Source organism: Isoptericola sp. b515 (genome assembly GCF_030588125.1).
Lineage (GTDB): Bacteria > Actinomycetota > Actinomycetes > Actinomycetales > Cellulomonadaceae > Isoptericola > Isoptericola sediminis.
Genome location: NZ_JAUQYR010000002.1, coordinates 512131 through 536201, shown reverse-complemented (window position 1 = coordinate 536201; position 24071 = coordinate 512131). Strand labels below are relative to the sequence as shown.

The 24071-nt window shown below is 74.7% G+C and carries 24 protein-coding genes; 1 reads left to right on the top strand and 23 read right to left on the bottom strand.

Annotated elements, in window-relative coordinates:
- Positions 1 to 117: 117 nt before the first annotated feature.
- Positions 118 to 1065, bottom strand: coding sequence for a 30S ribosomal protein S2 (gene rpsB, locus Q6350_RS08215; RefSeq protein WP_304603655.1), 948 nt, complete (start codon positions 1063 to 1065; stop codon positions 118 to 120).
- 461 nt (positions 1066 to 1526) lie between these two features.
- Here rpsB and Q6350_RS08210 point away from each other — a divergent pair, with 461 nt between their 5' ends.
- Positions 1527 to 2126, top strand: a complete 600-nt coding sequence (locus Q6350_RS08210) for a murein hydrolase activator EnvC (RefSeq protein ID WP_304603654.1) — start codon at positions 1527 to 1529, stop codon at positions 2124 to 2126.
- Between the two features lie 16 nt (positions 2127 to 2142).
- Here the strand turns inward: Q6350_RS08210 and Q6350_RS08205 are convergent, their stop codons facing one another.
- The 22 genes from Q6350_RS08205 to Q6350_RS08100 form a co-directional block, all read right to left on the bottom strand.
- Positions 2143 to 3087, bottom strand: a complete 945-nt coding sequence (locus Q6350_RS08205) for a tyrosine-type recombinase/integrase (protein ID WP_304603653.1) — start codon at positions 3085 to 3087, stop codon at positions 2143 to 2145.
- A gap of 83 nt (positions 3088 to 3170) precedes the next feature.
- Entirely contained in the window at positions 3171 to 4445 is a 1275-nt protein-coding gene (gene dprA / locus Q6350_RS08200; protein WP_304603652.1) for a DNA-processing protein DprA, read from the bottom strand.
- Complete coding sequence (locus tag Q6350_RS08195; protein ID WP_305065925.1) at positions 4438 to 5976, bottom strand: YifB family Mg chelatase-like AAA ATPase; 1539 nt, start codon at positions 5974 to 5976, stop codon at positions 4438 to 4440. Before Q6350_RS08195 ends, dprA begins: the two co-directional genes overlap by 8 nt.
- Positions 5976 to 6332 carry a YraN family protein gene (locus Q6350_RS08190; RefSeq protein ID WP_304603650.1) on the bottom strand — a complete coding sequence of 119 codons (357 nt, stop codon included), beginning with the start codon at positions 6330 to 6332 and terminating at the stop codon, positions 5976 to 5978. Before Q6350_RS08190 ends, Q6350_RS08195 begins: the two co-directional genes overlap by 1 nt.
- 132 nt (positions 6333 to 6464) lie before the next feature.
- Positions 6465 to 6764 carry a DUF2469 domain-containing protein gene (locus tag Q6350_RS08185; RefSeq protein ID WP_171246318.1) on the bottom strand — a complete coding sequence of 100 codons (300 nt, stop codon included), beginning with the start codon at positions 6762 to 6764 and terminating at the stop codon, positions 6465 to 6467.
- 7 nt (positions 6765 to 6771) lie between these two features.
- Entirely contained in the window at positions 6772 to 7587 is an 816-nt protein-coding gene (locus tag Q6350_RS08180) for a ribonuclease HII (RefSeq protein WP_171246319.1), read from the bottom strand.
- Complete coding sequence (gene lepB, locus Q6350_RS08175; protein ID WP_305065924.1) at positions 7584 to 8408, bottom strand: signal peptidase I; 825 nt, start codon at positions 8406 to 8408, stop codon at positions 7584 to 7586. The genes Q6350_RS08180 and lepB overlap by 4 nt, the downstream gene beginning before the upstream one ends.
- A gap of 142 nt (positions 8409 to 8550) precedes the next feature.
- On the bottom strand, positions 8551 to 8907 hold the full coding sequence (rplS, locus tag Q6350_RS08170; protein ID WP_171246863.1) for a 50S ribosomal protein L19: 357 nt from the start codon (positions 8905 to 8907) through the stop codon (positions 8551 to 8553).
- A gap of 169 nt (positions 8908 to 9076) precedes the next feature.
- Complete coding sequence (trmD, locus tag Q6350_RS08165; RefSeq protein ID WP_304603648.1) at positions 9077 to 9871, bottom strand: tRNA (guanosine(37)-N1)-methyltransferase TrmD; 795 nt, start codon at positions 9869 to 9871, stop codon at positions 9077 to 9079.
- A 1-nt stretch (position 9872) separates the two neighbouring features.
- Positions 9873 to 10412 carry a ribosome maturation factor RimM gene (gene rimM / locus Q6350_RS08160; RefSeq protein ID WP_305065923.1) on the bottom strand — a complete coding sequence of 180 codons (540 nt, stop codon included), beginning with the start codon at positions 10410 to 10412 and terminating at the stop codon, positions 9873 to 9875.
- A 106-nt stretch (positions 10413 to 10518) separates the two neighbouring features.
- On the bottom strand, positions 10519 to 10758 hold the full coding sequence (locus tag Q6350_RS08155) for an RNA-binding protein (protein WP_171246860.1): 240 nt from the start codon (positions 10756 to 10758) through the stop codon (positions 10519 to 10521).
- Positions 10758 to 11174: a 30S ribosomal protein S16 gene (gene rpsP, locus Q6350_RS08150; RefSeq protein ID WP_171246859.1), complete on the bottom strand. Its 417-nt coding sequence runs from the start codon at positions 11172 to 11174 to the stop codon at positions 10758 to 10760. The genes Q6350_RS08155 and rpsP overlap by 1 nt, the downstream gene beginning before the upstream one ends.
- 192 nt (positions 11175 to 11366) lie before the next feature.
- Positions 11367 to 12479 carry an amidohydrolase family protein gene (locus Q6350_RS08145; RefSeq protein WP_305065922.1) on the bottom strand — a complete coding sequence of 371 codons (1113 nt, stop codon included), beginning with the start codon at positions 12477 to 12479 and terminating at the stop codon, positions 11367 to 11369.
- Positions 12480 to 12497: 18 nt separating this feature from the next.
- Positions 12498 to 14129 (bottom strand): signal recognition particle protein, encoded by a 1632-nt coding sequence (gene ffh / locus Q6350_RS08140; RefSeq protein ID WP_304603645.1) that lies wholly within the window; start codon positions 14127 to 14129, stop codon positions 12498 to 12500.
- A 44-nt stretch (positions 14130 to 14173) separates the two neighbouring features.
- Entirely contained in the window at positions 14174 to 16036 is a 1863-nt protein-coding gene (locus tag Q6350_RS08135; RefSeq protein ID WP_305065921.1) for an HD domain-containing protein, read from the bottom strand.
- Between the two features lie 5 nt (positions 16037 to 16041).
- Entirely contained in the window at positions 16042 to 16380 is a 339-nt protein-coding gene (locus tag Q6350_RS08130; protein ID WP_171246855.1) for a P-II family nitrogen regulator, read from the bottom strand.
- The gene (locus Q6350_RS08125) at positions 16377 to 17663 is read right to left on the bottom strand and encodes an ammonium transporter (protein WP_304607337.1); all 1287 of its coding nucleotides are present in this window, start codon (positions 17661 to 17663) and stop codon (positions 16377 to 16379) included. The genes Q6350_RS08130 and Q6350_RS08125 overlap by 4 nt, the downstream gene beginning before the upstream one ends.
- A gap of 193 nt (positions 17664 to 17856) precedes the next feature.
- Complete coding sequence (ftsY, locus tag Q6350_RS08120) at positions 17857 to 19002, bottom strand: signal recognition particle-docking protein FtsY (protein WP_305065920.1); 1146 nt, start codon at positions 19000 to 19002, stop codon at positions 17857 to 17859.
- 37 nt (positions 19003 to 19039) lie between these two features.
- Positions 19040 to 19408 (bottom strand): hypothetical protein, encoded by a 369-nt coding sequence (locus Q6350_RS08115; RefSeq protein WP_304603641.1) that lies wholly within the window; start codon positions 19406 to 19408, stop codon positions 19040 to 19042.
- A 10-nt stretch (positions 19409 to 19418) separates the two neighbouring features.
- Positions 19419 to 22988 carry a chromosome segregation protein SMC gene (gene smc / locus Q6350_RS08110; RefSeq protein WP_304603640.1) on the bottom strand — a complete coding sequence of 1190 codons (3570 nt, stop codon included), beginning with the start codon at positions 22986 to 22988 and terminating at the stop codon, positions 19419 to 19421.
- Between the two features lie 135 nt (positions 22989 to 23123).
- Positions 23124 to 23564 (bottom strand): nucleoside-diphosphate kinase, encoded by a 441-nt coding sequence (gene ndk / locus Q6350_RS08105; RefSeq protein WP_304603639.1) that lies wholly within the window; start codon positions 23562 to 23564, stop codon positions 23124 to 23126.
- 24 nt (positions 23565 to 23588) lie between these two features.
- Positions 23589 to 24035 carry a DUF4233 domain-containing protein gene (locus tag Q6350_RS08100; protein ID WP_304603638.1) on the bottom strand — a complete coding sequence of 149 codons (447 nt, stop codon included), beginning with the start codon at positions 24033 to 24035 and terminating at the stop codon, positions 23589 to 23591.
- Positions 24036 to 24071 lie beyond the last annotated feature (36 nt).

Here is a 24071-nt window from a genome sequence, read left to right as displayed (position 1 = left end):
GCGCGGGGGTCGGGGGGGGGGGGGGGGGGGGGGGGCGGGGGGGTGGGGGGGGGGGGGGGGGGGGGGGGGGGGGGGGGGGGGGGGGGGGGGGGGGGGCCCCCCCCCCCCCCCCGCGGCTCACTCGGACTTCTCGGTCTTGGCCTCGGCCTCGGGCTCGGCCACGGCGACGGCCTCGGCGGCCGGAGCGGCGTCGGCGCCCGGGGCGACGGCGTCACCGGCGCCCGTGGCACCCTCGGTCGCGGCGGCGCCCTCGGCCGGCGCGACCGGCTGCGCGGCGTCGGCGGCCTGGTCGCCCTCGGCGCCGGCGAGGAGCTCGCGCTCCCACTCGGCCAGCGGCTCGGACTCCTCGGTGGTCGCCTCGCCCTTCTTGCCGGAGGCGCGCTGCATGAGGCCCTCGGCGGCCGCGTCGGCGATGACCCGCGTCAGCAGCGTGACGGAGCGGATCGCGTCGTCGTTGCCCGGGATCGCGTAGTCGACCAGGTCGGGGTCGCAGTTGGTGTCGAGGATCGCCACGACGGGGATGCCCAGCTTGCGGGCCTCGTCGACGGCGAGGTGCTCCTTGTTGGTGTCCACGATCCACACGGCCGACGGCGTCTTGGCCATGTCGCGGATACCGCCCAGCGTGCGCGAGAGCTTGTCCTTCTCGCGGCGCAGGACGAGGAGCTCCTTCTTCGTCAGGCCGGAGCCGGCGACGTCGTCGAAGTCGATCTCCTCGAGCTCCTTGAGGCGCTGGAGACGCTTGTGCACGGTGGTGAAGTTGGTCAGCATGCCGCCGAGCCAACGGTGGTTGACGTAGGGCATGCCGACGCGGGACGCCTGCTCGGCGATGGCCTCCTGGGCCTGCTTCTTGGTGCCGACGAACAGGATCGTGCCGCCGTGGGCGACCGTCTCCTTGACGAACTCGTAGGAGCGGTCGATGTACGACAGCGACTGCTGCAGGTCGACGATGTAGATGCCGTTGCGCTCGGTGAAGATGAAGCGCTTCATCTTCGGGTTCCAACGGCGGGTCTGGTGCCCGAAGTGGACACCGCTCTCGAGGAGCTGACGCATGGTCACGACGGCCATGGCTGGTCCTTTCGCCGTGCGGTCCGGGATCCACCCGGTGCCGCACGCATCGGGCGACCGCCGACGTCGTCGACGGTCGCAGGTGCTTCGGTTGTCGGTGGTGGGCATCGGGCCCGACCACCCCTGGCGCCACGCCGCCCCGGCACCGCACCCGTGGGATGCGGACCGCTGCCGTGGTGGCGGTGCCCGTCGATCCCTGGGGGACCGTGCCGGGCACCACGTGACGCGCGATGTCGACCCTCCGCGCCGGACCGCGTCTCGCGCACGCGTCGACGACGCGAGGAACGAGGCGGGAGCGGACACGACTTGTCGCAGCCAGCAGTCTACCCGACACGACCGCGACCGACGGACGGTCGCCGGGGTGTTCTCGCGCACGTCGGCGGCCACGCCCCGTCCGCCTCGTCCACAGTCGCCGGGAGGCGGCGGAGCGTCGGCGGGCCCCGCCACGGCACGGTGTCGTCATGGCTCCGCACCGCCCCCCGCCCCGCCGCGCACGAGGACGCACCACGGTGTCGCGCGCGGCGGTGGTGGTCCTGCTGTCGGCGCTCGTCCTCGGGGTCGTACCGGCCGGCCCCGCCCCCACGCCGTCGGCCGCCGCGTCGCGCACCGGCGCCGCCCTCTCCCCCGGGCTCGTCTCCTCGCCCCTGCCCGCCGGGCCGTGGGAGCTCCCACGCCCGGGTCCGGTGCTGGCGCACGCCGACCTGCCGGCCGAGCCGTGGCGACCCGGTCACCGGGGCGTCGACCTGCCGGCCGACCCCGGCGACCCGGTCCGGGCGCCCGCGACGGGCCGGGTCGTCTTCGCCGGCCGGGTCGGCGACAAACCCGTGGTCGTGGTCCGTCACGGGGAGCTGCGGTCGACGTTCGAACCCGCGACCGCGCTCGGCGCGGTGGGCGACCACGTCGACCGCGGCTCACCCGTCGCCGTCGTCGCCGCGGACGCCCGGTCGCACTGCGGCCGGCAGGGTTGCCTGCACTGGGGCGTCCGGCGCGGTGACCGCTACCTCGACCCGCTGCTCCTCGTCGGCCTCGCGGCACCCGTGGTGCTGCTGCCGCGACGGTGAACAGCTCGCCGGCCCCTCACGCCCGGGGGAACGCCTGCTCGAAGACCCGGCGCAGCCGCTCGGCGTCCACGTGCGTGTAGCGCTGCGTCGTGCCCAGGTCGGCGTGGCCCAGCACCTCCTGCACCGAGCGCAGGTCGGACCCGCCGGCCAGCAGGTGCGTCGCGGCCGAGTGCCGCAGGGCGTGCGGCGCGACGTCGTCGACCTCGGCCCGGTCCGCCAGCCGGTGCACGGCGTCGCGGGCCTGGCGCTGTCCCCAGCGGCCGCCGCGGTCGCCGAGGAAGAGCGCCGTCGGGGAGTCCGCCCGGACGAGCTCCGGCCGTCCCTCGGCGAGCCACGCCCGCAGCGCCCGCGCCGCGGGGACACCGAAGGGGACGACACGCTCCTTGCCCCCCTTGCCGAGCACCCGCACGATCCGTTCGGCGACGTCCACGTCCGTGGTGTCGACCGCCGTGAGCTCGCCCACGCGAATGCCCGACCCGTAGAGGAGCTCGGCCGCCGCCCACGCCCGCAACGCGGCCGGCCGGTCCTCCGGCTCGGCCTCCTCCGCGTCCGATCGCGCGGTGTCGAGCAACCGGGCGGCGGCCTGCGTCGTCAGCACGGTCGGCAGCGTCCGCGGAACGCGCGGGTTGGCCAGCCGCGCCGACGGGTCGTGGGCGAGGAGTCCCTCGTGGTGCGCCCAGCGCAGGAAGGCCCGCGCCGCCGCGCCCCGGCGGGCCAGGGTCGCCCGGGCCAGGCCGCGGTCCGCCTGGGCACCCAGCCAACCGCGCAGCATCGTCAGGTCGACCCCGTCCAGGCCGGCCGCACCGTGCCGGACGGCGTACCGGAGCAGCGCGGTGACGTCGGCGCGGTAGGCGCGACGGGTGTGCGCCGAGTGTCCCTGCCGCGTGGCCAGGTGCCGCGAGAAGTCGTCCACCGCGCCGGCGAGCGCGGTGGGCAGCGGCGGGACGTCCGGGTCGGTCATCGGGGTCAGTCTGCCCCGCCACGGCACGGTGACGCCGCAGGTCGTCCGGCGTTTCCTCCCGTGGACGCCGCGAGCCTCGGACCTCACCGGACCCACGACCACCGACCCGCGTCGCAGCGTGCCAGTCCGCGGCGCTCGAACCCTCCCAGCAGCGTCAGCACCCGTCGGGGGGAGAGCCCGGCGCTGCGGGCGAGACCGTCGACCGTGGCGCCCGAGCGCAGGGGCAGGGCGTCCCGCAGCATCCGCTCGTCCGGCCCGAGCTCGCCGAGGAGGTCGTCGCCGTCCGCCGGGCCGTCGGGCTCGGCGTCATGGCCGATCCGGCCGGCCAGCTCGGCCACCTCCGCCGCCGAGGTCACGCAGACGGCGGCGCCGTCCCGCAGCAGGCCGTGGCACCCCGCGGACGCCATCGACGTCACCGGTCCCGGCACCGCTCCGAGCGGGCGCAGCAGATCCGCCGCCCGGCGCGCCGTCGACAGCGCGCCCGACCTTCGGGCCGCCTCCACGACGACGGTGGCCCTCGTCAGCGCCGCGATGAGCCGGTTGCGGGCGAGGAACCGCTGACGAAAGGGCGCCGACCCCGGCGGGACCTCGCTGAGCACCGCACCGCCGTCGTCGACCGTGCGGCGCAGCAACCCGTCGTTGCCCTGGGGGTAGTACCGGTCCACACCCCCGGCGAGCACGGCGCAGGTGGTCCCGGCGGCCGCGAGCGCCCCGCGGTGCGCGGAGGCGTCGATGCCGTACGCGCCGCCGGACACGACCGTGAACCCCCGGTCGGCGAGCCCCGCGGCGAGCTCCTCGGTGACACGCTCGCCGTACCTGGTCGAGGCGCGCGACCCGACCAGCGCCACCGATCGCTCGGCCCAGGCGGCCACGTCGGCACGTCCGCGCACCCACAGGGCGAACGGCGCCGTCGGGCCGAGGTCCGCGAACGCGGCCGGCCAGTGCGGGTCGTCCCGGGTGACGAGCGCTCCACCGCACCGCTCGAGGACCCGGAGCTCGCGGCGCGGGTCGAGGCTGTCCAGTCGGGGTGCCCAGCGCCGGACGGCGGCAGCGAGCCGCGACACCGCGTCGGCTCCGTCCCGGACACCCGGGGACGGGCCACCCGGCACCGTCGGCGACTCCGGGAGGGGCAGCCGGTCGATCCGGGCGGCCCGCCGCGCCCCGGCCGGGTCGGTCGCGGCGTCGACGAGCCAGCGCAGCGCGCCGGCGGCACCGAGGTGCTCGACGAGTGCGCCGGCCACGACGTCCCCGGGTTCGGCGACCCGGCTCCAGGCGGCGGCCGCCAGCACCGGGTCGTCGAGGTCGAAGCGCACGGCGGGCCGGGACGGCGACGTGGAGCCGCGGTGCGGTTCAGCCACGGGGTCCTGCCGATCTGAGCGCCAGCGCGGTGTCCACGTCGGCCCGGCCGGGCAGGTCGCGCCCGTCGAGGTCGGCCACGGTCCACGCGACGCGCAGCACCCGGTGGGCGCCGCGCAGGGACAGCCCGCCGTCGTCGACCAGCCGTTCGACGGGACCGAGCACGGCGCGTTCCTTCCCCAGCCTGTCGTGCAGCCAGGGTCCGGGCAGCTCGGCGTTGGTGCGCCACGGGGTGCCGCGCAGCCGCTCCCGTGCCCGCCCACGCGCGACGGCGACACGGTCCGCGACGACGCGGGTCGACTCACCCGCCCCGCCGAGCAGTCGGTCGGCACGGCTGGGGCCCGTGACGTGCACCCGGAGGTCCACCCGGTCGAGCAGAGGGCCGGAGAGCCGCGCCAGGTAGCGACGTCGCGCGGTCACCGTGCACGTGCAGTCCTGGCCCGCACCGGTGTCGGACATGCCGCACGGGCAGGGGTTGGCGGCGAGCACGAGCTGGAACCGGGCCGGGTAGCGGGCGGCGCCCCCGCTGCGGTGGAGCACCAGCTCGCCGGACTCCAGGGGCTGCCGCAGGGTCTGCAGCACCCGGGGCGAGAACTCGGGCGCCTCGTCGAGGAAGAGCACACCCCGATGCGCCCGGGACACGGCTCCCGGGCGGGCCACACCGGTCCCGCCACCGGCGATGGCCGCGGGCGTGGCCGTGTGGTGCGGGTCCTCGAAGGGCGGACGCCGCACGAGCCCGCCGCCGGGGTCGAACGTGCCGGCCACCGAGTGCACGCCCGTGACCTCGACGGCCTCGGCCTCGGTGAGGTCGGGCAGGATGCCCGGCAGCCGGGCGGCGAGCATCGTCTTGCCCGCGCCGGGCGGGCCGACCATGGCCAGGTGGTGGCCGCCGGCCGCGGCGATCTCCAGCGCGGTGCGCGCCTCGACCTGGCCGACGACGTCGGCGAGGTCCTGATCGGCCCGCGGCGGCGCCACCGACCGCACGGGGACCACGGGCTCGACGGTGCGGTGGTGACGCAGGCGGCCACCGTGGCGGAGCACGACGTCGCCGAGGTGCGCCGCTCCGTGGACGCGCGCCCCGGGGACGAGCGCGGCCTCGGCCGCGTCCCCGGCCGCGACGACGACGTCCCGCAGCCCGGCGGCGACGGCGGCCGCGACCGCCGGAAGCACCCCGCGCACGGGCTGGAGGCGACCGTCCAGTCCCAGCTCGGCCAGGTGCAGCACCCGCGCGACGCGGGCGGCCGGCACCACCCCGTGGCCGGCGAGGACGGCCACGGCGATCGCGAGGTCGAAGCCGGAGCCCGACTTGCGCAACGAGGCGGGCGAGAGGTTGACGGTGATCTTCCGCTGGGGCCATTCGATGCCGGCCGAGAGCACGGCGGCGCGGACCCGGTCCCGCGACTCGGCCAGCGCGGTGTCCGGCAGCCCGACGAGCGTGAAACCGGGCAGCGAGCGGGCGAGCTGGGCCTGGACGTCCACGACGTGGCCCTCCATACCCGTCAGCGCGACCCCCGTGGTCGTCGCGTACCCCATCAGAGCACCCCTCGCAGGTGCTCCACCCGGGCGGCCCCGGACGGTGGGAGCAGGACGCCGACGACGTCGACCCGGACCTCGCACCACTCTCCCGGGTGCGTCCGCAGCCACTCGCCGGTCAGTCGACGGATCCGCCGCAGCTTGTCGGGGGTCACGGCCTCCGCGGGATAGCCGTAGCCGGTCCCCCGTCGCGTCTTGACCTCGACGACCACCACGACGCCCTCGTGACGCGCGACGAGGTCCAGCTCGCCGCCGGTCCCCCGCCAGTTGCGGTCGAGGACCTCGTACCCCCGGGCGGTCAGGTAGCGGGCCGCCACCCGTTCGCCGTGCCGTCCGACGGCATCCTTGGCTCGCACGGAACCACCTCCATGACCGAGCCTGCTCCGCCGCGGGCGGCGAGCCGAGGCGTACCGACCTCAGCTGTGCACAACCGGCCCGAGGGCGTGGCTGTGGACGGCCGTGCCCGACGCGATGTCGCGGGGAGGTCCCTAGAGCGCGATCTCGGCCTTGGCGAGCTCCTCGACGTTGACGTCCTTGAACGTCACCACCCGGACCGACTTCACGAACCGCGCGGACCGGTAGACGTCCCAGACCCAGGCGTCGTTCAGCCGGAGCTCGAAGTACACCTCGCCCGCGGCGGACCGCACCTGCAGGTCGACCTGGTTGGCGAGGTAGAAGCGTCGTTCGGTCTCCACCACGTACGAGAAGAGACCCACCACGTCCCGGTACTCGCGGTAGAGGGCCAGCTCGGCGTCGTTCTCGTAGTTCTCGAGGTCCTCAGCGCTCACCGGGTCATCATCCCACCCGGTAGCGCGGGACTGCCTCCTCGGAGGCCGCGGCGGCCTCCAGCGTCACGAGGTCCGCCGACACCGGCGGGTCACCCGACCCCTCCCGCTCGAGGGCGGGCGTGTCGTCGAGCACCCGCAGGTTCCACGACCGCCGGTGCTGGGGCGTCGGCCCCCGGCGTCGCAGGCCGTCCAGGTGCGCGGGGGCCGAGTAGCCCTTGTTCTGCTCCCAGGCGTAGTGGGGGTACTGGGCGGCCAGCCGGCTGAGCAGGCCGTCCCGCTCGACCTTGGCCAGCACGCTGGCCGCGGCCACCGAGGAGCACTGCAGGTCCGCCTTGACCATGGTCCGTACCCCGGGTTCCGGGGCGTCGAGCGCGCCGCCGGGGTCGAGGTCGGCGGCCTCGAAGAGATCCGCACCCGGCGGGCTGAGCCAGTCGTGCGACCCGTCGAGGAGGACGACGTCGACGTCGCCGTGCGTGCGACGGATCTGCGCCAGCGCCCGGCGCCCGGCGAGCCGCAGCGCCGCCACGATGCCGTGCGCGTCGATCTCGGCGGGGCCCGCGTGCCCCACGGCCCAGGCCACGGCCCACCGGCGCAGCGGGTCGACCATCGCCTCGCGGACCTTCGGGGCGAGCAGCTTGGAGTCGGTCAGCCCGCGCGGCGCGGTCCGGGTGCCGGCGTCGACGACCACCAGGCCGACGCTGACGGGTCCGGCCAGGGCGCCCCGGCCGACCTCGTCCATGCCGCCGACGAGGCGGGCGCCGTCGGCCAGCAGTGCTCGCTCGGCGCGCAGCGTCGGGCTGCGCCGCCCGGGCCGGGTGGTCATGGAGCGGCACCCTCGGGCGCGGGCACGTCGGAAAAGACGTCGGAGGGGTTGCGCAGGAGGCGTGCGTCCTCGAAGGGCCACATGATGACCCACGCGTTGCCGACCACATTGTCCAGCGGGACGAACCCGCCACCGGGTTTCCCGGTGTTGTAGCGGGAGTCCTGCGAGTTCTGCCGGTTGTCGCCCATGACGAACAGCATGTCCGCGGGGACCTCGTGCTCGAAGTCCGTCTGGCTCGGCACCGCCCCGGCGGCGAGGTACTCGCCCTCGTCGACGGCGACGCCGTTGACCGTCACGCGGCCCTGGTCGTCGCAGCACGCCACGGTGTCCCCCGGGGTGCCGACGACGCGCTTGATGAGGTGGTCCCCGGCGTCCTGCGGGAGCAGCCCGACGAAGGTGGCGGCGTCCCGGACGGCGTTGCCGACCGGGCCGCGGTCCGGCTCCTCGAACGGCGGGAGCCAGCCGCCGGGGTCCTGGAAGACGACGATGTCGCCCCGGTTGACGTCCAGCGGACCCGGGACGAGTCGCGAGACCATGACCCGGTCCCCGACCTGGAGCGTGTCCTCCATCGACGAGCTCGGGATGTAGAAGGCCTGCACGAGGAAGGTCTTGATCAGCCACGACAGCACCAGCGCGGAGACCACGATGATGGCGGTCTCGCGCAGCAACCCGAGGCTCCGGCTGCGCGGGGCCTCCCCGGACGCGGCGGCGTGCGCCGGCGGGGTGGAGGCGCGGACGGCGTCGTCGTCGCCGTGCGGTCGTCCCACGACGTCGTCGGACGGACGGCCCGGGTCCTCGGGTCGGTCCGGCGCGGAGGTCATGGGATCGGAGTCTGCCACGACCACACCTTGCCAGATCGCCGGACGGCGCGCGAAACCCCGGGTGCCCGGAGACGCCGACGGGCGGCCCTCCTCGAGGAGGGCCGCCCGTCGGGCTCGCAGCGGCGGCCTGAGCCGCCGGCGATCACTTCTTGGGGGTCTCGCGCTTCTCGCGGATCTTCGCCTTCTTGCCGCGCAGCTCGCGCAGGTAGTAGAGCTTGGCGCGACGGACGTCACCGCGGGTGACGACCTCGACCGAGTCGACCGTCGGGGCGTGCACCGGGAACGTGCGCTCCACGCCGACGCCGAAGCTGACCTTGCGGACCGTGAAGGTCGAGCCCACGCCGCTGTTGCGCCGGGCGATCACGACGCCCTGGAACGCCTGGACACGAGAGCGGTTGCCCTCGATGACCTTCACGTTGACCTTGACGGTGTCGCCGGCGCGGAAGTCCGGGATGTCCGAGCGCAGCGAGGCTGCGTCGACGAAGTCGAGCGTCTTCATGGTTGTCTCCCCCACGCTGCCACAGGTCAGCGCAAGCTCTGGGTCCGCCGGTGCGGACCGGATGTCGTCATGGTGGGTGCGTCGGCTCGGAGCCCGATGGTCTCCCCTGTGGCAGAGCTCGGGCCGCGACACACCGGCGCCCTATTCTGCCACACCGGACCGACCGGGGTCAGGCGTCGGCGTCGTGAGACGCCTCACCGACCGACGCGTCGGCGTCACCCGTCGCCTCCGCCAGCACCTCGCGGTCCCGTCGGTCCAGGGCGTCCTCGCCGAGGGCGGCGATCATGTCGGGACGTCGGCGGGCGGTCCGGCGCAACGCCTCGTCGCGGCGCCAGCGCTCGATCCGCGCGTGGTGGCCGGAGAGCAGCACGTCGGGCACCTCGCGCCCCTGCCAGACCGGCGGCTTGGTGTAGACCGGGTACTCGAGCAGCCCGGCCTCCCCGTGCGACTCCTCGACCAGCGAGTGCGGGTTGCCCACGACGCCCGGCAGGAGCCGGCCGACCGCCTCCACCATCACCAGCGCGGCGACCTCGCCCCCGTTGAGGACGTAGTCCCCCAGGGACAGCTCGTCCACGGCGACGCCGCGGTCCCGGTAGTGCTCGACCACGCGGGCGTCGATGCCCTCGTACCGCCCGCAGGCCACGACCAGGTGCTCCTCGGTCGCCAGGGCCTCGGCACGCCGCTGGGTGAAGACCTCCCCCGACGGCGCGGGCACCACGAGCCGCGCGGGCCCGTCGGCGGGCAGGAGGTCGTCCAGCGCGCGCCCCCACACGTCGGGACGCATGACCATGCCCGCGCCGCCGCCGAACGGGGTGTCGTCGACCGTGCGGTGACGGTCGTCGGTCCAGTCACGCAGGTCGTGCACGCGCAGGTCGAGCAGACCCGCACGCCGTGCCTTACCCACCAGCGACAGGTCGAGGGCGGCCAGGTAGTCCGGGAAGATGGTGACGACGTCGATGCGCACCTCAGGCCTCCGGCTCGCCGAGGTCGCCGTCCGCGCTCTGGTCGCGCGCGAGGAGCCCTCCGGGCGGGTCGAGCACGACCCGACCGCCGGGGACGTCGACGACGGGCACGATGGGGCGCACGAACGGGACGAGCGTCCGGGCTCCCCCGTCCTCCCGGACGACGAGCGCGTCGTGCGCCGGCAGGTGCTCCAGCCCCACGACCTCGCCGACCACGGTCCCGTCGCCGAGCTCGGCCCGCAGTCCCTGCAGCTCGTGCGGGTACCAGGCGTCCTCCTCGACGGAGTCCTCGACGTCGACCAGCAGCTCGATGCCGCGCAACGACTCGGCCGCCGTGCGGTCGGCCACCTCGGCGAAACGCACCAGCCAGCGACCCTGGTGCGTCCGCGCGCTCTCGACGGTCAGCGGTCCGGCGTCCGCCGGGTCGGTCCTCAGCACGGCCCCGACGGCGAACCGCTCGTCGGGCACGTCGGTGCGCGCCTCGAGCGAGACCTCGCCCCGCAGTCCGTGCGCACGGCCCACGCGGGCCACCACCAGCTCCATGTCGTCTCCTTCTCCTCGGGCCGCCCGTGCCCAGTGAACACGACGAGGCCCGGCCCCGCGGGGGGACCGGGCCTCGTCGAGACTGCTCTGCGCCGCGCCGGGCGGGTCAGCGGCGGTCGACGTCCACGACGTCGACCCGCACCGGACCGTCGGTCGCCAGCGCACCGACGACGGTGCGCAGCGCCTTGGCGGTCCGGCCGCCCCGACCGATCACGCGACCGAGGTCGTCGGGATGCACCCGGACCTCGAGCAGGTCGCCCCGGCGCTGCGTGCGGGCGGACACCCGGACGTCGTCCGGGTTGTCCACGATGCCGCGCACGAGGTGCTCGAGGGCGTCCGCCAGCATCAGGCCTCGGCCTCGGCCTCGGTGTCGGCCGACGTGTCGGCGTCCTTCGCGGCGGAGGCCTTCGCCTTGGCCTTCTCCGCCTCGGCGTTGACGGCGTCGACGGCCGACGTCGTCTCGGCGGCGGGCTTCTTGGTCTTCAGGGTGCCCTCGGCGCCCGGGAGACCCTTGAACTTCTGCCAGTCACCGGTGACGCGGAGGATGGCGGCGACCTGCTCGGTCGGCTGGGCGCCGACGCCGAGCCAGTACTGCACGCGCTCGGAGTCGATCTCGATGAACGAGGGCTCCTCGGTCGGGTGGTACTTGCCGACCTCTTCGATGACGCGACCGTCGCGCTTGGTGCGCGAGTCGGCCACGACGACACGGTAGAACGGGCTGCGAATCTTGCCGAAACGCTTCAGACGAATCTTGACGGCCACGGGTGTGGACTCTCCTGTGCTTGTGGGGTGTCCGGGACGTCGCGCGGGTGGGGTGTCCGGCGGACGATCGGATCAGGACCGGGCGCGCGCAGGTGAGAGGGGCCTGGGCACGCCGAGTACCCCGCCATTGTGCCAGACGCGCGGCCCACCCCCAACCCGGAGGTGCGTCACACGCCGACCCGGCGCACGCCGCTACGGTGCGACGACGCGTCCCCGCAGCACGACGGCCGTCGGGTGGCGCAGCACGCCGATGTCCTCGCGCGGGTCGGCCGGGTAGACCACGAAGTCCGCGCTGGCGCCCTCGACCATCCCGGCCTGGCCGAGGAAGGATCGCGCGCGCCACGTGGCCATGGCCACGACCTCCGCGGGCGGGATGCCCGCCGCCACCAGCTCGGCGCACTCGTCCGCGATCCGACCGTGCGAGATCGTGCCGCCCGCGTCCGTGCCCACCAGCAGCGGCACCCCCGCCTCGTGCAGGGCGCGCACCTGCTCGTAGCGGCGCGCGTGCATGCGGCGCATCCGCGCGGCGTAGACCGGGTACTTCCCGTCGGCCTGCGCGGCGATGTTCTCGAACTGGTCGACCTGCAGCAGGGTGGGCGTCACCGCGATGCCGCGGTGGGCCACCTCGGCGATCTGGTCCTCGGTCAGGCCGGTGCCGTGCTCGATGCCGTCGACCCCGGCGGCGAGCAGGTCCGGGACCACCTCCTCCGAGAAGGCGTGCACGGTCACCCGGGCCGCCTCGGCGTGGGCCGCGGCGACGGCCTCGGTCAGCACGCCCACGGGCCACAGGGGCCGCAGGTCGCCGTCGGCGCCGAGGTCCCGGTCGATCCAGTCGCCGACGAGCTTGACCCAGCCGTCCCCGGCACGTGCCTGCTCGCGGACGACCCGCGGGAGGTCCGCGACGTCGTCCAGCTCGAGCCCGTAGTGGCGCAGGTAGCGCTTGGGCCGCGCCAGGTGGGCGCCGGCCCGCAGGAGCCGCGGCAGGTCGGCACGGTCGGCGACCCACGAGGTGTCCAGCGGCGACCCGGCGTCGCGGATCAGCAGGACGCCCGCGTCCCGGTCGACGAGCGCCTGCTTGGCGGCCGTCCCGACGTCCGTGGCTCCCCCGGAGTCGAGCCCGACGTGGCAGTGCACGTCCACGAGCCCCGGGACGACCCACCCCTCGAGCTCCGTGGCGGCGCTGCCCTGCGGCGTCGGGCGCAGCAGGCTCAGGCGTCCGTCGCGGACCCACATCTCGCCGACCTCACGGTCGCCGTCGAGCAGGATCCGTCCGGTGACGTGCAGGGGGACGTGCGGCACCGACATGTCGTCAGCCTACCGGCGTCACCGGCCGCCGAGGAGCTTGCTGACGTCGGACGGGAGCTCGAGGTTCTCGACGTCCGCGGCCTCGGGCTGGTCGCCGCCGACGCCGAAGGCCGAGCCGGCCGACGCCGGCTTGCGGCCGCCGCCACCCAGGGCCCGCTGCATGGCCTCGCGCTCCTGCTGGGCCCGCTTGGCCGGGTTGCCGGACTTGCCCTTGATCTTCTTCTTGGGCGCCTGCTTGCCGCGGGACTTCTTGCCGCCGCCCGGCATGCCCGGCATCCCGGGCATCCCCGGCATGCCGCCGGGGCCACCGCCCGGCATGCCGCCGCCGGAGGCCATCTGGCGCATCATCTTCTGCGCCTGGGCGAAGCGGTCCAGCAGGCCGTTGACGGCCGCGGTGGTCTGCCCCGCACCGCGGGCGATCCGCGCCCGGCGCGAGCCGTTGATGATCTTCGGGTTGTCCCGCTCGGCCGGCGTCATCGACTGGATGAGCGCCTGGACCCGGTCGACCTCGCGCTCGTCGAAGTTCTCGATCTGCTCGCGCATCTGGGCCATGCCGGGCATCATCCCGAGCATCTTCTTCATCGACCCGAGCTTCTTCATCTGCTGCATCTGCACCAGGAAGTCGCTGAGCGTGAAGTCCTCGCCGCCGGCGACCTTGGCCGCCATCTTCTCGGCCTCTTCGGCGTCGAACGCCTTCTCCGCCTGCTCGATGAGGGTGAGCACGTCACCCATGTCGAGGATGCGCGACGCCATCCGGTCGGGGTGGAAGACCTCGAAGTCGGTGAGCTTCTCGCCGGTCGAGGCGAACATGATCGGGCGACCGGTCACCTTCGCCACCGACAGCGCGGCACCACCGCGGGCGTCGCCGTCGAGCTTCGACAGCACGACACCGGTGAAGTCGACACCCTCGGCGAACGCGTTGGCGGTGCTGACCGCGTCCTGACCGATCATCGCGTCGATGACGAACAGGACCTCGTCGGGGTCGATCGCCGAGCGGATGTCGGAGGCCTGCTGCATGAGCACCTGGTCGACGCCGAGCCGACCGGCGGTGTCGACGATGACGACGTCGTGCTGCTTGGACCGCGCCTCGCCGACGCCGTCGCGGGCCACCCCGACCGGGTCGCCGATGACCGCGTCGGTGTCCTCGCTCGACGTGTTGCCCGGGTGCGGCGCGAACACCGGCACCCCGGCGCGCTCGGCCACGACCGAGAGCTGGGTCACCGCGTTGGGCCGCTGCAGGTCCGCCGCCACGAGCAACGGGGTGTGCCCCTGCTCCTTCAGCGCGAGCGCCAGCTTGCCCGCGAGGGTCGTCTTGCCCGCGCCCTGCAGGCCGGCCAGCATGATGACCGTCGGCGGGTTCTTCGCCAGCGACAGCGGACGGGTCTGCCCGCCGAGGATCTCGACGAGCTCGTCGTTGACGATCTTGACGACCTGCTGGGCGGGGTTGAGGGCCGCCGAGACCTCGGCGCCGAGCGCACGCTCGCGCACGGCGCGCGTGAACTCCCGCACGACGGGCACGGCGACGTCGGCATCGAGCAGCGCGCGCCGGATCTCCCGCACGGTCGCGTCGATGTCCGCCTCGGACAGCCGTCCCCGGCCGCGCAGGTTCTTGAACGTCGCAGAGAGACGGTCCGACAGGGAGTTGAACACCAGGTGGTCCTCTTCACGGGATGGATGAAGTGCGGTCCCCTAGCCTACCGGCCCGACCCGCGGTCGTCCGACCCGCCCTCGCTCGCCGTCTCCTCGGCGAGGGCCGCACGCGCCCGCTGCGTGAGCTGGTCCACGAGACTGCCCCGCCAGCCGGTCCACCCGGCGGGGCCCAGCGACGTCGCGTCGCACTCGGTCAGGGCCCGCAGCACCTCCAGCAGGTCGGCGCGGTGGTCGACGGCCTCCAGCAGGGTCCGCACCGTCGCCGGGTCCTCGGGGTCGGACCGCGTGGCCAGCCCCGACAAGGTCAGGTGATGGCGCACCAGGCGCTCGACGTCGGCCACGAACGGCTCCGGGAATCCCATCCGGCGCACGATCCCGGGGGCCACGGCCGCGCCCTCGACCGAGTGGTCCGTGCTCGCGGCCCGCCGGCGCTTGCCGATGTCGTGCAGGATCGCCGTGACCAGCAGCAGGTCCGACGGCAGCAGGCGAGACGGCACGCCGTCGGCGATCTGCCGCTTGCGCACCCCGGTGGCGAGCGCCGCGGTCTCCACGAGGTGCCGGTCCACGGTGTGACGGTGGACGGCGGCGCGCTGGGGCTTGTTGCGCACGTCCGCCCACTCCGGGATCCAGGTCGTCACCGCCCCGGCGAGGTCGAGGGCCTCCCACACGTGGATCTGCGCCGGTCCGGAGGCCAGGAGCGTGAGCAGGTGGTTGCGCGCCGTCGAGGGCCAGGGCTCCGGGACCGGCGGGCACTCGGCCAACGACTGCATCGTGACCGGGGAGAGCACCAGGCCGGTGCGTGCCGCCGTCGCCGCGGCGCGCAGCGACAGCTGCGGGTCCTCGGCCGGGACGACGTTGACACCGAGCACGAGCTCACCGTCGTGCTCGACCAGCCCGTCCCCCACCGACCGCAGCCGGGGTGGCTGGCGACGGCCGCGCACCACCATGGGCCGACGTGCCGCGGGACGCTGCAGCGCCTGCCGCGCCCGCCGCACGGTGGAGTCGAGGGCGAAGGAGATCTCGCGCCCGGCCTCGGCGAGGCTGGCCAGGAGCTCGTCCGGGTCGTCGTGGCCGCAGCGCGCGGCCACCTCGTCGAGGTCGGCCAGCAGCAGGCGCGTGGACCGTCGGCGCGTGACGACGTGCAGGGTGTCCCGGACGTCCAGCAGGTGGGCGTACGCCGCGTCCACCCGACCGTGCGGCCGGTCGGTCAGCCACGTCGCGGCCAGCGCCGAGACCACCACCGCGTCCCGGATGCCCCCACGGGCCTCCTTGAGGTCGGGTTCGACGAGGTAGGCGAGGTCGCCGGACCGCTCGGCCCGCTCACGGACGCTGGAGAGCAGCTCGGGCAGCCGTCGCCGGGCGGCCGACCGCCAGTCGGTGAGGATCCCGGAGGCCGCCCGGTGGACGACGACGGCGTCGCCGGCCACGGGACGCACGTCCAGCCAGCCGACGGCGGCGGGCAGGTCGCGCATGGCCAGCTGCCGCGTCTGGTTGAGCGAGCGCACCGCGTGGTCGATGTCGACGCCGGAGTCCCACAGGGGGTACCAGAGGCGTTCGGCGACGTGCGCGAGCTCGTCGGGCTTGTGGGTGCGTCCGTCGTGGACGAGCACGAGGTCGAGGTCGGACAGCGGCCCGAGCTCGCCGCGGCCCAGCGACCCGACCGCGGCGAGCGCCAGCCCGGTGGGGTCGACACCGGCGGTGGCCTCGGCGTACAGCGCGCCGACGCGGTCGGTGACGAGCTGTTGGAGGGTGGCCCGGCGGGCGACGCCGGAGCGTCCCGGACCGGTGAGGTCCCGTGCGGCGGCGAGCAGCTCGTCGCGGAGCCCGACGACAGGACCCCGCACCCCGGGGGTGGGGTGCGGGGCCTGCTGCGCGGGGCCGCCGCCCGGGATCGGGTGGTCGGCCATCGGCGTCAGAGCGCGGCGTCGCCGTGCTCGCCGGTGCGGACCCGGGCGATGTCCTCGACCGGGACCGTCCAGACCTTGCCGTCACCGATCTTGCCGGTCTGCGCCGCGTTGACCACGACGTCGACGACGGACGCGGCGTCCGCGTCACCGACGAGAACCTCGATCCGGACCTTCGGCACCAGGTCCACGGTGTACTCCGCACCGCGGTAGACCTCGGTGTGGCCCTTCTGCCGGCCGTACCCGCTGGCCTCGCTGACGGTCATGCCCCGGACCCCCGATGCCTCGAGAGCGGACTTCACGTCGTCGAGCCGGTGCGGCTGGATGACTCCGGTGACGAGCTTCATGAACGAACCTCCTTGATGACAGAACCCTGCTGGATCGTCTCGTACGCGGTCTCGGAGTGCACGGCGAGGTCGATGCCGCTGACCTCGGCGTCCTCCGGGATGCGCCAGCCCATGGTGGCCTTGAGGGCCAGTCCGATCACCAGGGTCACGACACCGGCGAAGACCATCGCGACGAGCGCGATGACCGCCTGCACGCCGAGCTGGGCGAAGTCGCCGCCGTAGAAGAGGCCCGTGCCGGTGGCGAAGAAGCCGAGGGACAGCGTGCCCCACAGGCCGGCCACGAGGTGGATGCCGACGACGTCGAGCGAGTCGTCGAAGCCGAACCGGAACTTCAGGCCCACCGCGAAGGCGGACAGCACACCGGCGACGAGGCCGACGAAGATCGCGCCGACCGGCGAGACGTCGCCCGCGGCGGGGGTGATCGCGACCAGGCCGGCGACGACGCCCGAGGCGGCACCCAGGGAGGTGGCCGAGCCGTCGCGCAGCTTCTCGGTGACGAGCCAGCCGATGATCGCCGCGGCGGCCGCGGTGGTGGTGTTGACCCAGGCCAGACCCGCGGCACCGTCGGCGCCGTAGGCGGAACCGGCGTTGAAGCCGAACCAGCCGAACCACAGCAGGGCGGCACCGAGCATGACGAACGGCAGGTTGTGCGGACGCATCGGCTCGCGGCCGAAGCCCTTGCGCTTGCCGACGATCAGGGCCAGCACGAGGGCGGCCACACCGGCGTTGATGTGCACCACGGTGCCGCCGGCGAAGTCGATCGGCGCGGCGTCCCCGAAGACGAACGGCCCGGCGTCGGACAGCAGACCGCCGCCCCAGACCATGTGCGACAGCGGGAAGTACGACAGCGTGGCGAAGAGGCCCGCGAAGACCATCCAGGTGCCGAACTTGACGCGGTCCGCGAGCGCACCGGAGACGAGCGCGACGGTGATGATCGCGAAGGTGGCCTGGAAGCCGACGTCGACGACGACGGGCAGGCCCTCACCGACGAACCCGCCGGACTCGTCGAGGATCGCACCTCCGCCGAGACCGAACTGCTCGAACGGGTTGGCGAAGAGCGAGTAGCCCTCCGGCCCCACGCCGGTGGCGTAGGACATCGACCAGCCCCACAGGACGTAGATGACCCCCACGACGGCCATCGCGCCGAAGGACATCATCATCATGTTCAGGACGGACTTGCCGCGAACCATGCCTCCGTAGAACAACGCCAGTCCCGGCGTCATCAGGAGCACGAGGGATGCTGAGGTCAGCATCCACGCGGTCACTCCGGTATCCAGCTCCATCGTGTGTTACTCCCCTCGCCAGCCCGTGTGGCCGGTCGGTGACCACCGTGACGTCGCGGGGTTTCACCTGGAGTGTCCGGACGTTACGTCCGTGTGACGAACGCCCACCGAGGGTAAACATCCAGTTTCTGTCCGGACTGCGAGACACCTGGGGGCCGTCGTGACCTTCCCGTGATCCGCCCGTGACCCCGGGTCAGAGCCCCAGGATCCCGTCCACGAAGTCCTCGGGGTCGAAGGGCGCCAGGTCGTCCGGTCCCTCCCCGAGCCCGACCAGCTTCACGGGCACGCCGAGCTCGCGCTGGACGGCGACGACGATCCCGCCCTTGGCCGTGCCGTCGAGCTTCGTCAGCACGATGCCGGTCACGCCGGCGACCTCCGAGAAGACCTTCGCCTGCTGCATCCCGTTCTGCCCGGTCGTGGCGTCCAGGACGAGCAGGACCTCCCCCAGCGGCGCCTCGCGCGTGATGACGCGGGAGATCTTGCCGAGCTCGTCCATCAGGCCCGCCTTGTTCTGCAGGCGTCCGGCCGTGTCCACCACGACGACGTCCGCGCCGTCCGCGGCGCCGGTCCGCACGGCGTCGAACGCCACCGCGGCCGGGTCGGCGCCGTCCCGGTCGGACCGGACGGTCTCCACCCCGACGCGCGCGCCCCAGGTCTGCAGCTGGTCCGCGGCCGCGGCACGGAAGGTGTCGGCGGCACCGAGCACCACGGACTTGTCCTCCGCGACCAGGACGCGGGCGAGCTTGCCGACCGTCGTGGTCTTGCCCGTGCCGTTGACGCCGACCATGAGGACGACCGCCGGCTTGGTCTCGCCGTCGACCACGGGCCGGTCCAGCGCCAGGGACCGGTCCAGGGTCGGGTCCACGATCTTCAGCAGCTCCTCGCGCAGCAGGTCGCGCACCGCTGCCGGCTCGCGCACACCGAGCACCCGCACCCGCGTGCGCAGCGCCTCCAGGAGCTCCTCGGCGGGGCCGGTGCCGAGGTCCGCCAGCAGCAGCGTCTCCTCGATCTCGTTCCAGTCGTCCTCGGTGAGCTGCTCGCGCGAGAGCATCGTCAGCAGCCGGGCACCCAGCGGCGAGCCGGACCGGGCCAGCCGGTCGCGCAGCCGGACCATGCGGCCCTCGGCCGGGGCGGGACGTTCCAGGACCGCGGTCGCGGTCGCAGCGGGTTCGGCGCCGGCGCTGTCGTCAGCGGCGTGCTCGGCCGCCTCCGGCGGCCGGGTGATGGTCGCGGAGCCGTCGGAGCGGCCACGACGCAGGCGGGGGACGACGAGCGCGGAGCCGAACCCCACGACCACGACGACACCCAGAAGGATCCAGAGCCAGAGAAAGTCAGTCACGGTCCCTCAGTCTCCCAGACCGCGGGCGGGAGGGACGTCAGCGGTCGCCGGCCGGCGGCGACGACCCGGTCCTCGGGGCGCGCGGACGGACGGAGCCCAGGGGCCGGATGACCGGGGCGTGCGGACGGACGCGGCCCTGGGCGCGCTGCAGCGCGTCCGACAGCTCGTCGGCGTCGACGTACCCCGGCGCCTCCTCGACGTTGGCCGCGAAGAAGGCGTCCATGTCCGTGTCCACCGGGGGCGGGGGCGGGGCGGCGCCCCGGTTCCTCAGCCCGGCCCGGAAGTCCCGGACGAAGCCGCGCAGACCCTCGCCGTCGTCGTCCCCGTTCTCCATCACGCTCGCCACGAGGAACACCGCTGCGCACAGCAGCAGCGAGGCGAGGGACCAGACGACGAACGTGACCACGGCAGCATTGTCACCCCGCCTCGGCGGATTCGCTCAACCGCTGGGAGATGACCGTCGTCACACCGTCGCCGCGCATCGTCACGCCGTACAGGGCGTCGGCGATCTCCATCGTGCGCTTCTGGTGGGTGATGACGATGAGCTGCGAGTCGTCGCGCAGCTCGCGGAAGATCTCCAGCAGGCGCCCCAGGTTCACGTCGTCCAGGGCGGCCTCGACCTCGTCCATGACGTAGAACGGGCTGGGGCGCGCCTTGAAGATGGAGACCAGGAAGGCGACGGCCGTCAACGACCGTTCGCCCCCGGACAGCAGCGACAGGCGCTTGACCTTCTTGCCCGCCGGCCGGGCCTCGATCTCCAGGCCCGTGGTGAGCAGGTCGCTGGGGTCGGTGAGGACGAGGCGGCCCTCGCCGCCGGGGAACAGCCGGGAGAACACACCCTCGAACTGCTCGGCGGTGTCCCGGAACGCCTCGGCGAACACCTGCTGCACCCGGTCGTCGATGTCGGCGACGATCTGCAGCAGGTCCTCCCGCGACTTCTTCAGGTCCGCGAGCTGGTCGGCGAGGAACTGGTGCCGCTCCTCCAGGGCCGCGAACTCCTCCAGCGCGAGCGGGTTGACCGTGCCGATCCGCTTGAGGGCGCGTTCCGCCGACGCCAGCCGCTTCTCCTGCTCGGCGCGCACGTACGGGACGGGGGCCGGGTCCGGGTCGTCCTCGGCGGCGTCCGCCGGGCGGGCCACGGGCACCGGGTGGTGCGGGCCGAACTCCTCGACGAGCACGTCGGGATCCGTGCCGAGCTCGTCGACGGCGCGCGTCTGCAGCTGCTCCAGCCGCGCGACCTGCTGGGCCCGCGCGACCTCGTCCCGGTGCGCCGCGTCCGTCAGGTCGCGCAGCTCGCCGGCCAGACGTTCCGCCTCGGCCCGCACCTCGTCGACCTCCCGTCGCTGCCGGTCCCGGTCGGCCCGGGCGCGAGCCTGCTCGTCCCGGGCGCGCTCGATCGAGCGGCCGAGGGAGTCGAGCGCGGTGCCGACGTCCGCCCGCACCTCCGCCGCCCGGGCCGCCTGCGCCGCGCGGCGGCGTGCGCGCAGCGCCGCCTGCTCCCGCGCCTGCCGCTCCTGCTCGGCCGCCCGGGCGAGCCCCTGGGCACGCCCGGCCACCGCGCGGGCCCGTTCCTCGGCCGTGCGCAGGGCGAGCCGCGTCTCCGTCTCCGCCTGGCGCGCCGCCGTCGCGGCCTGCTGCGCCGCATCGCGCGCCGCGGTCGCCGCCGCCACGTCCTCCTCCGAACGGGCCGGCTCGGCCTCGGCCACCTCCAGCCGGCGCTGCAGCCCGACGAGCTCCTCCTGCGCGGTGCGGCGCCGCTCGGTCGCGGAGTCCATCGTCGCGCGGTGGCGCTGCGCCTCCGTCTGAGCGGCACGCCGGGCCGCGCCCAGGTTCCCGAGCTGCTCGGCCACCGCCGCGAGCGCGGCGTCGGACTCGTGCAGCCGCCCGAGCGTCTCGTCGTGGCGCTCCTGGGCGGCGTCACGCGCCCCGCGCGCGGCGGTGAGCTCGTCCCCGTGCCGCTGCGCGCGGCGCTCGGCATCCTCGAGTCCCGCACGCGCCTCGTCCAGGGCGCTGGTCAGGTGCAGCACGCTCGGCGCGGCGGCCGAACCGCCGGAGGCACGGTGCGCGGCGAGCAGGTCGCCCGCCCGGGTGGCGGCGACGACGTCGGGGCGCGCGGCGACGAGCGCCCGCGCCTCGGCCAGGTCCTCGACGACCACGACGTCGGCGAGCAGCGTCCGCACCGCGGCACCGGCCGCTCCCGAGGCCGTGACCACGTCCACCGCGGGTCGCGTGCCGGCCGGCAGCTCACCCAGGTCCCGGCCCGTCGCGGAGGGCGCCGACGCGCCGACCACGAGACCCGCCCGTCCGCCGTCGTCGTCGCGGAGCAGCCGCAGAGCGTCCACGGCGGCCTCGAGGCTCTCGACCGCCACGGCGTCGGCCAACGGGCCGAGCGCCGCGGCCACCGCCTCCTCGAACCCCGGTTCCACGCCGAGCAGCGCCGCGACGGAACCGAGCACGCCCGGCTGGTCGGCGGCGAGCAGCGCGCCGGCGCCGTCCTTGCGGTCCAGGCTCAGCTCGAGGGCCTCGACCCGGGCCGACCAGGTCGCGCGGTCCTTCTCGGCCGTCGCCACGAGGTCCGTGAGCCGGTCGACGGCCTCCCGCGCGCGGGCGAGGTCCTCGGCGGCCTGCTCGTGCTCGGCGTCGAGCCCCTCCTCACCGGCCTCGGCGCCGACGGCCTCCGCCTCCAGCGTCGCGAACTCCCGGGCGGCCTCCTCCGCGCGGCGCTCGGCCTCCGCGAGCCCGTCCCGCACCCGCTCGATCTCCGCGTCGGCCGCCTCGACCCGGCTGCGGCACGTGGACACCTGACCGGCCAGGCGGGCCAGCCCCTCCCGCCGGTCCGCCGCCCCACGGTGCAGGGTGGCGAGCTCGCGCTCCGCGTCCTGGGCGACGCGCTCGGCGTCCGCGCGGCGTGCCTCGGCGGCCTCGAGCGCCTCGCGGGCCAGCTCCACCTCACGGGCCAGCTCCGCCTCGGACACCCGCGCGCGCTCGGCCTGGGCGTCGAGCTCGTCCGGGTCCTGGCCGCGGTGCTCGGGCTCGGCCGTGCCGAGCAGCCGCACCCGTTCGTCGGCCAGCGAACCCAGCCCACGCAGGCGTTCGCGCAGCCCGTCCAGGGCGTGCACGGTCTCCGAGGCGCGCGCGGCGGCGCGACCCGTCCCGGCCGCGGTCGCCTCGAGCCCCGTCAGCCGCCGCCGGCTCGTGGCCAGCCGTTCCTCGGTGGCTCGCTGCTGCTCCTTCAGCGCGGCCTCGTCGGCACGCTCCTGCTCGAGCCGTGCACCGAGCTGGGCGAGGTCGTCCGCCAGCAGCCGGGCCCGTGCGTCACGGACCTCGCTCTGCACCGCCCGGGCCTTGCGGGCCGCCTCGGCCTGCTTGCCCAGCGGGCCGAGCTGACGCCGCAGCTCGGTGGTGAGGTCGGTCAGCCGGGCGAGGTTGCCGGCCATCGCCTCGAGCTTGCGCAGCGCCTTCTCCTTGCGCTTGCGGTGCTTGAGGACACCCGCGGCCTCCTCGATGAAGCCGCGCCGCTCCTCGGGCGTGGCGCGCAGCACGGCGTCGAGCTGCCCCTGGCCGATGACGACGTGCATCTCCCGGCCGATGCCGGAGTCGCTGAGCAGCTCCTGGACGTCCAGCAGCCGGCAGGTGCTGCCGTTGATGGCGTACTCGGACCCGCCGCTGCGGAACAGCGTCCGCGAGATCGTGACCTCGGTGTAGTCGATCGGCAGCGCGCCGTCGGTGTTGTCGATGGTCAGCGAGACCTCGGCACGGCCCAGCGGCGGGCGACCCGCCGTGCCGGCGAAGATGACGTCCTCCATCTTGCCGCCGCGCAGCGACTTGGCACCCTGCTCCCCCATCACCCAGGACAGGGCGTCCACGACGTTGGACTTGCCGGACCCGTTGGGACCGACGACGCACGTGATCCCCGGCTCGAACCTCAGCGTCGTCGCCGAGGCGAACGACTTGAAGCCGCGCAGGGTGAGCGTCTTGAGGTGCACGACGGCGAGCCTATCCGCCGTCGCCGAGGAACCCGCGCATCTGCCCCGGCGTTCCCGGCGGCCGCGCCGCGGGCGGAGGACGTCCCTCCGCCCGCGGCGCCGTGCGGCGTCGGGGCGGTACCGCGGGTCGGTACGTCAGGACTGCGGGAACCAGATGCCGATCTCGCGGTCGGCCGACTCCGGCGAGTCCGAGCCGTGCACGAGGTTCTGCTGGACCTTCAGGCCCCAGTCGCGGCCGAGGTCGCCGCGGATCGTGCCCGGCGCCGCGGCGGTCGGGTCGGTGGCCCCGGCCAGCGACCGGAACCCGGCGATGACGCCGTCGCCCTCGGCGATGACGGCCAGGGTCGGGCCGGACAGCATGAAGTCCACCAGCGGGGCGTAGAAGGGCTTGCCCTCGTGCTCGGCGTAGTGCGTGGCGAGCTGCTCGGGGGTGGCGTGCACGAGCTCGACGGCGGCGAGCGTGTAGCCCTTGGCCTCGACGCGCCGCAGGATCTCGCCGGACAGGCCGCGCCGGACGCCGTCCGGCTTGACGAGGATCAGCGTGCGCTCGATGGCAGAGGTGGTCGGTTGGGTCATGCCGTCACCCTAACCGCGCGGCGCTCACGCGTTGGGTGCGGTGCCCGGGTTCTCGGCGTCGTACGCGGCGCGCTCGGCGTCGATGCGGGCGCCGAGCCGCAGCGCGACGACCCACAGGACGACGAAGATCCCCGCCACGAGGAACATCATCGGCAGCAGCAGCCCCAGGGCCAGCACCGGGACCTGCACCACCGTGCCGGCGACGTACCCGCCCGGCCGCGAGACCAGCCGGGAGAGCACCACCAGCACCACGAAGAGCACACCCGTGACGGTCCACATCGCCGCCATGGAGTCGATGACCAGGGGTCCGCGCTCGAACTCGGAGTCGCGCAGGCCGTACAGGGCCAGCGCCGCGAACAGCACCACGAACGCCTCGAGCTGGAGCATCGTCGCGGCGAACTGGACCTTCGCCGGCTTGCGCGGCGTGATGCGGTCGCCGGGGCGGGGGCGGTCGTCCTTCGTGCGGCTCACCGTCCCAGGGTATCCGGCCCGCGGGGCCCTCCCGCC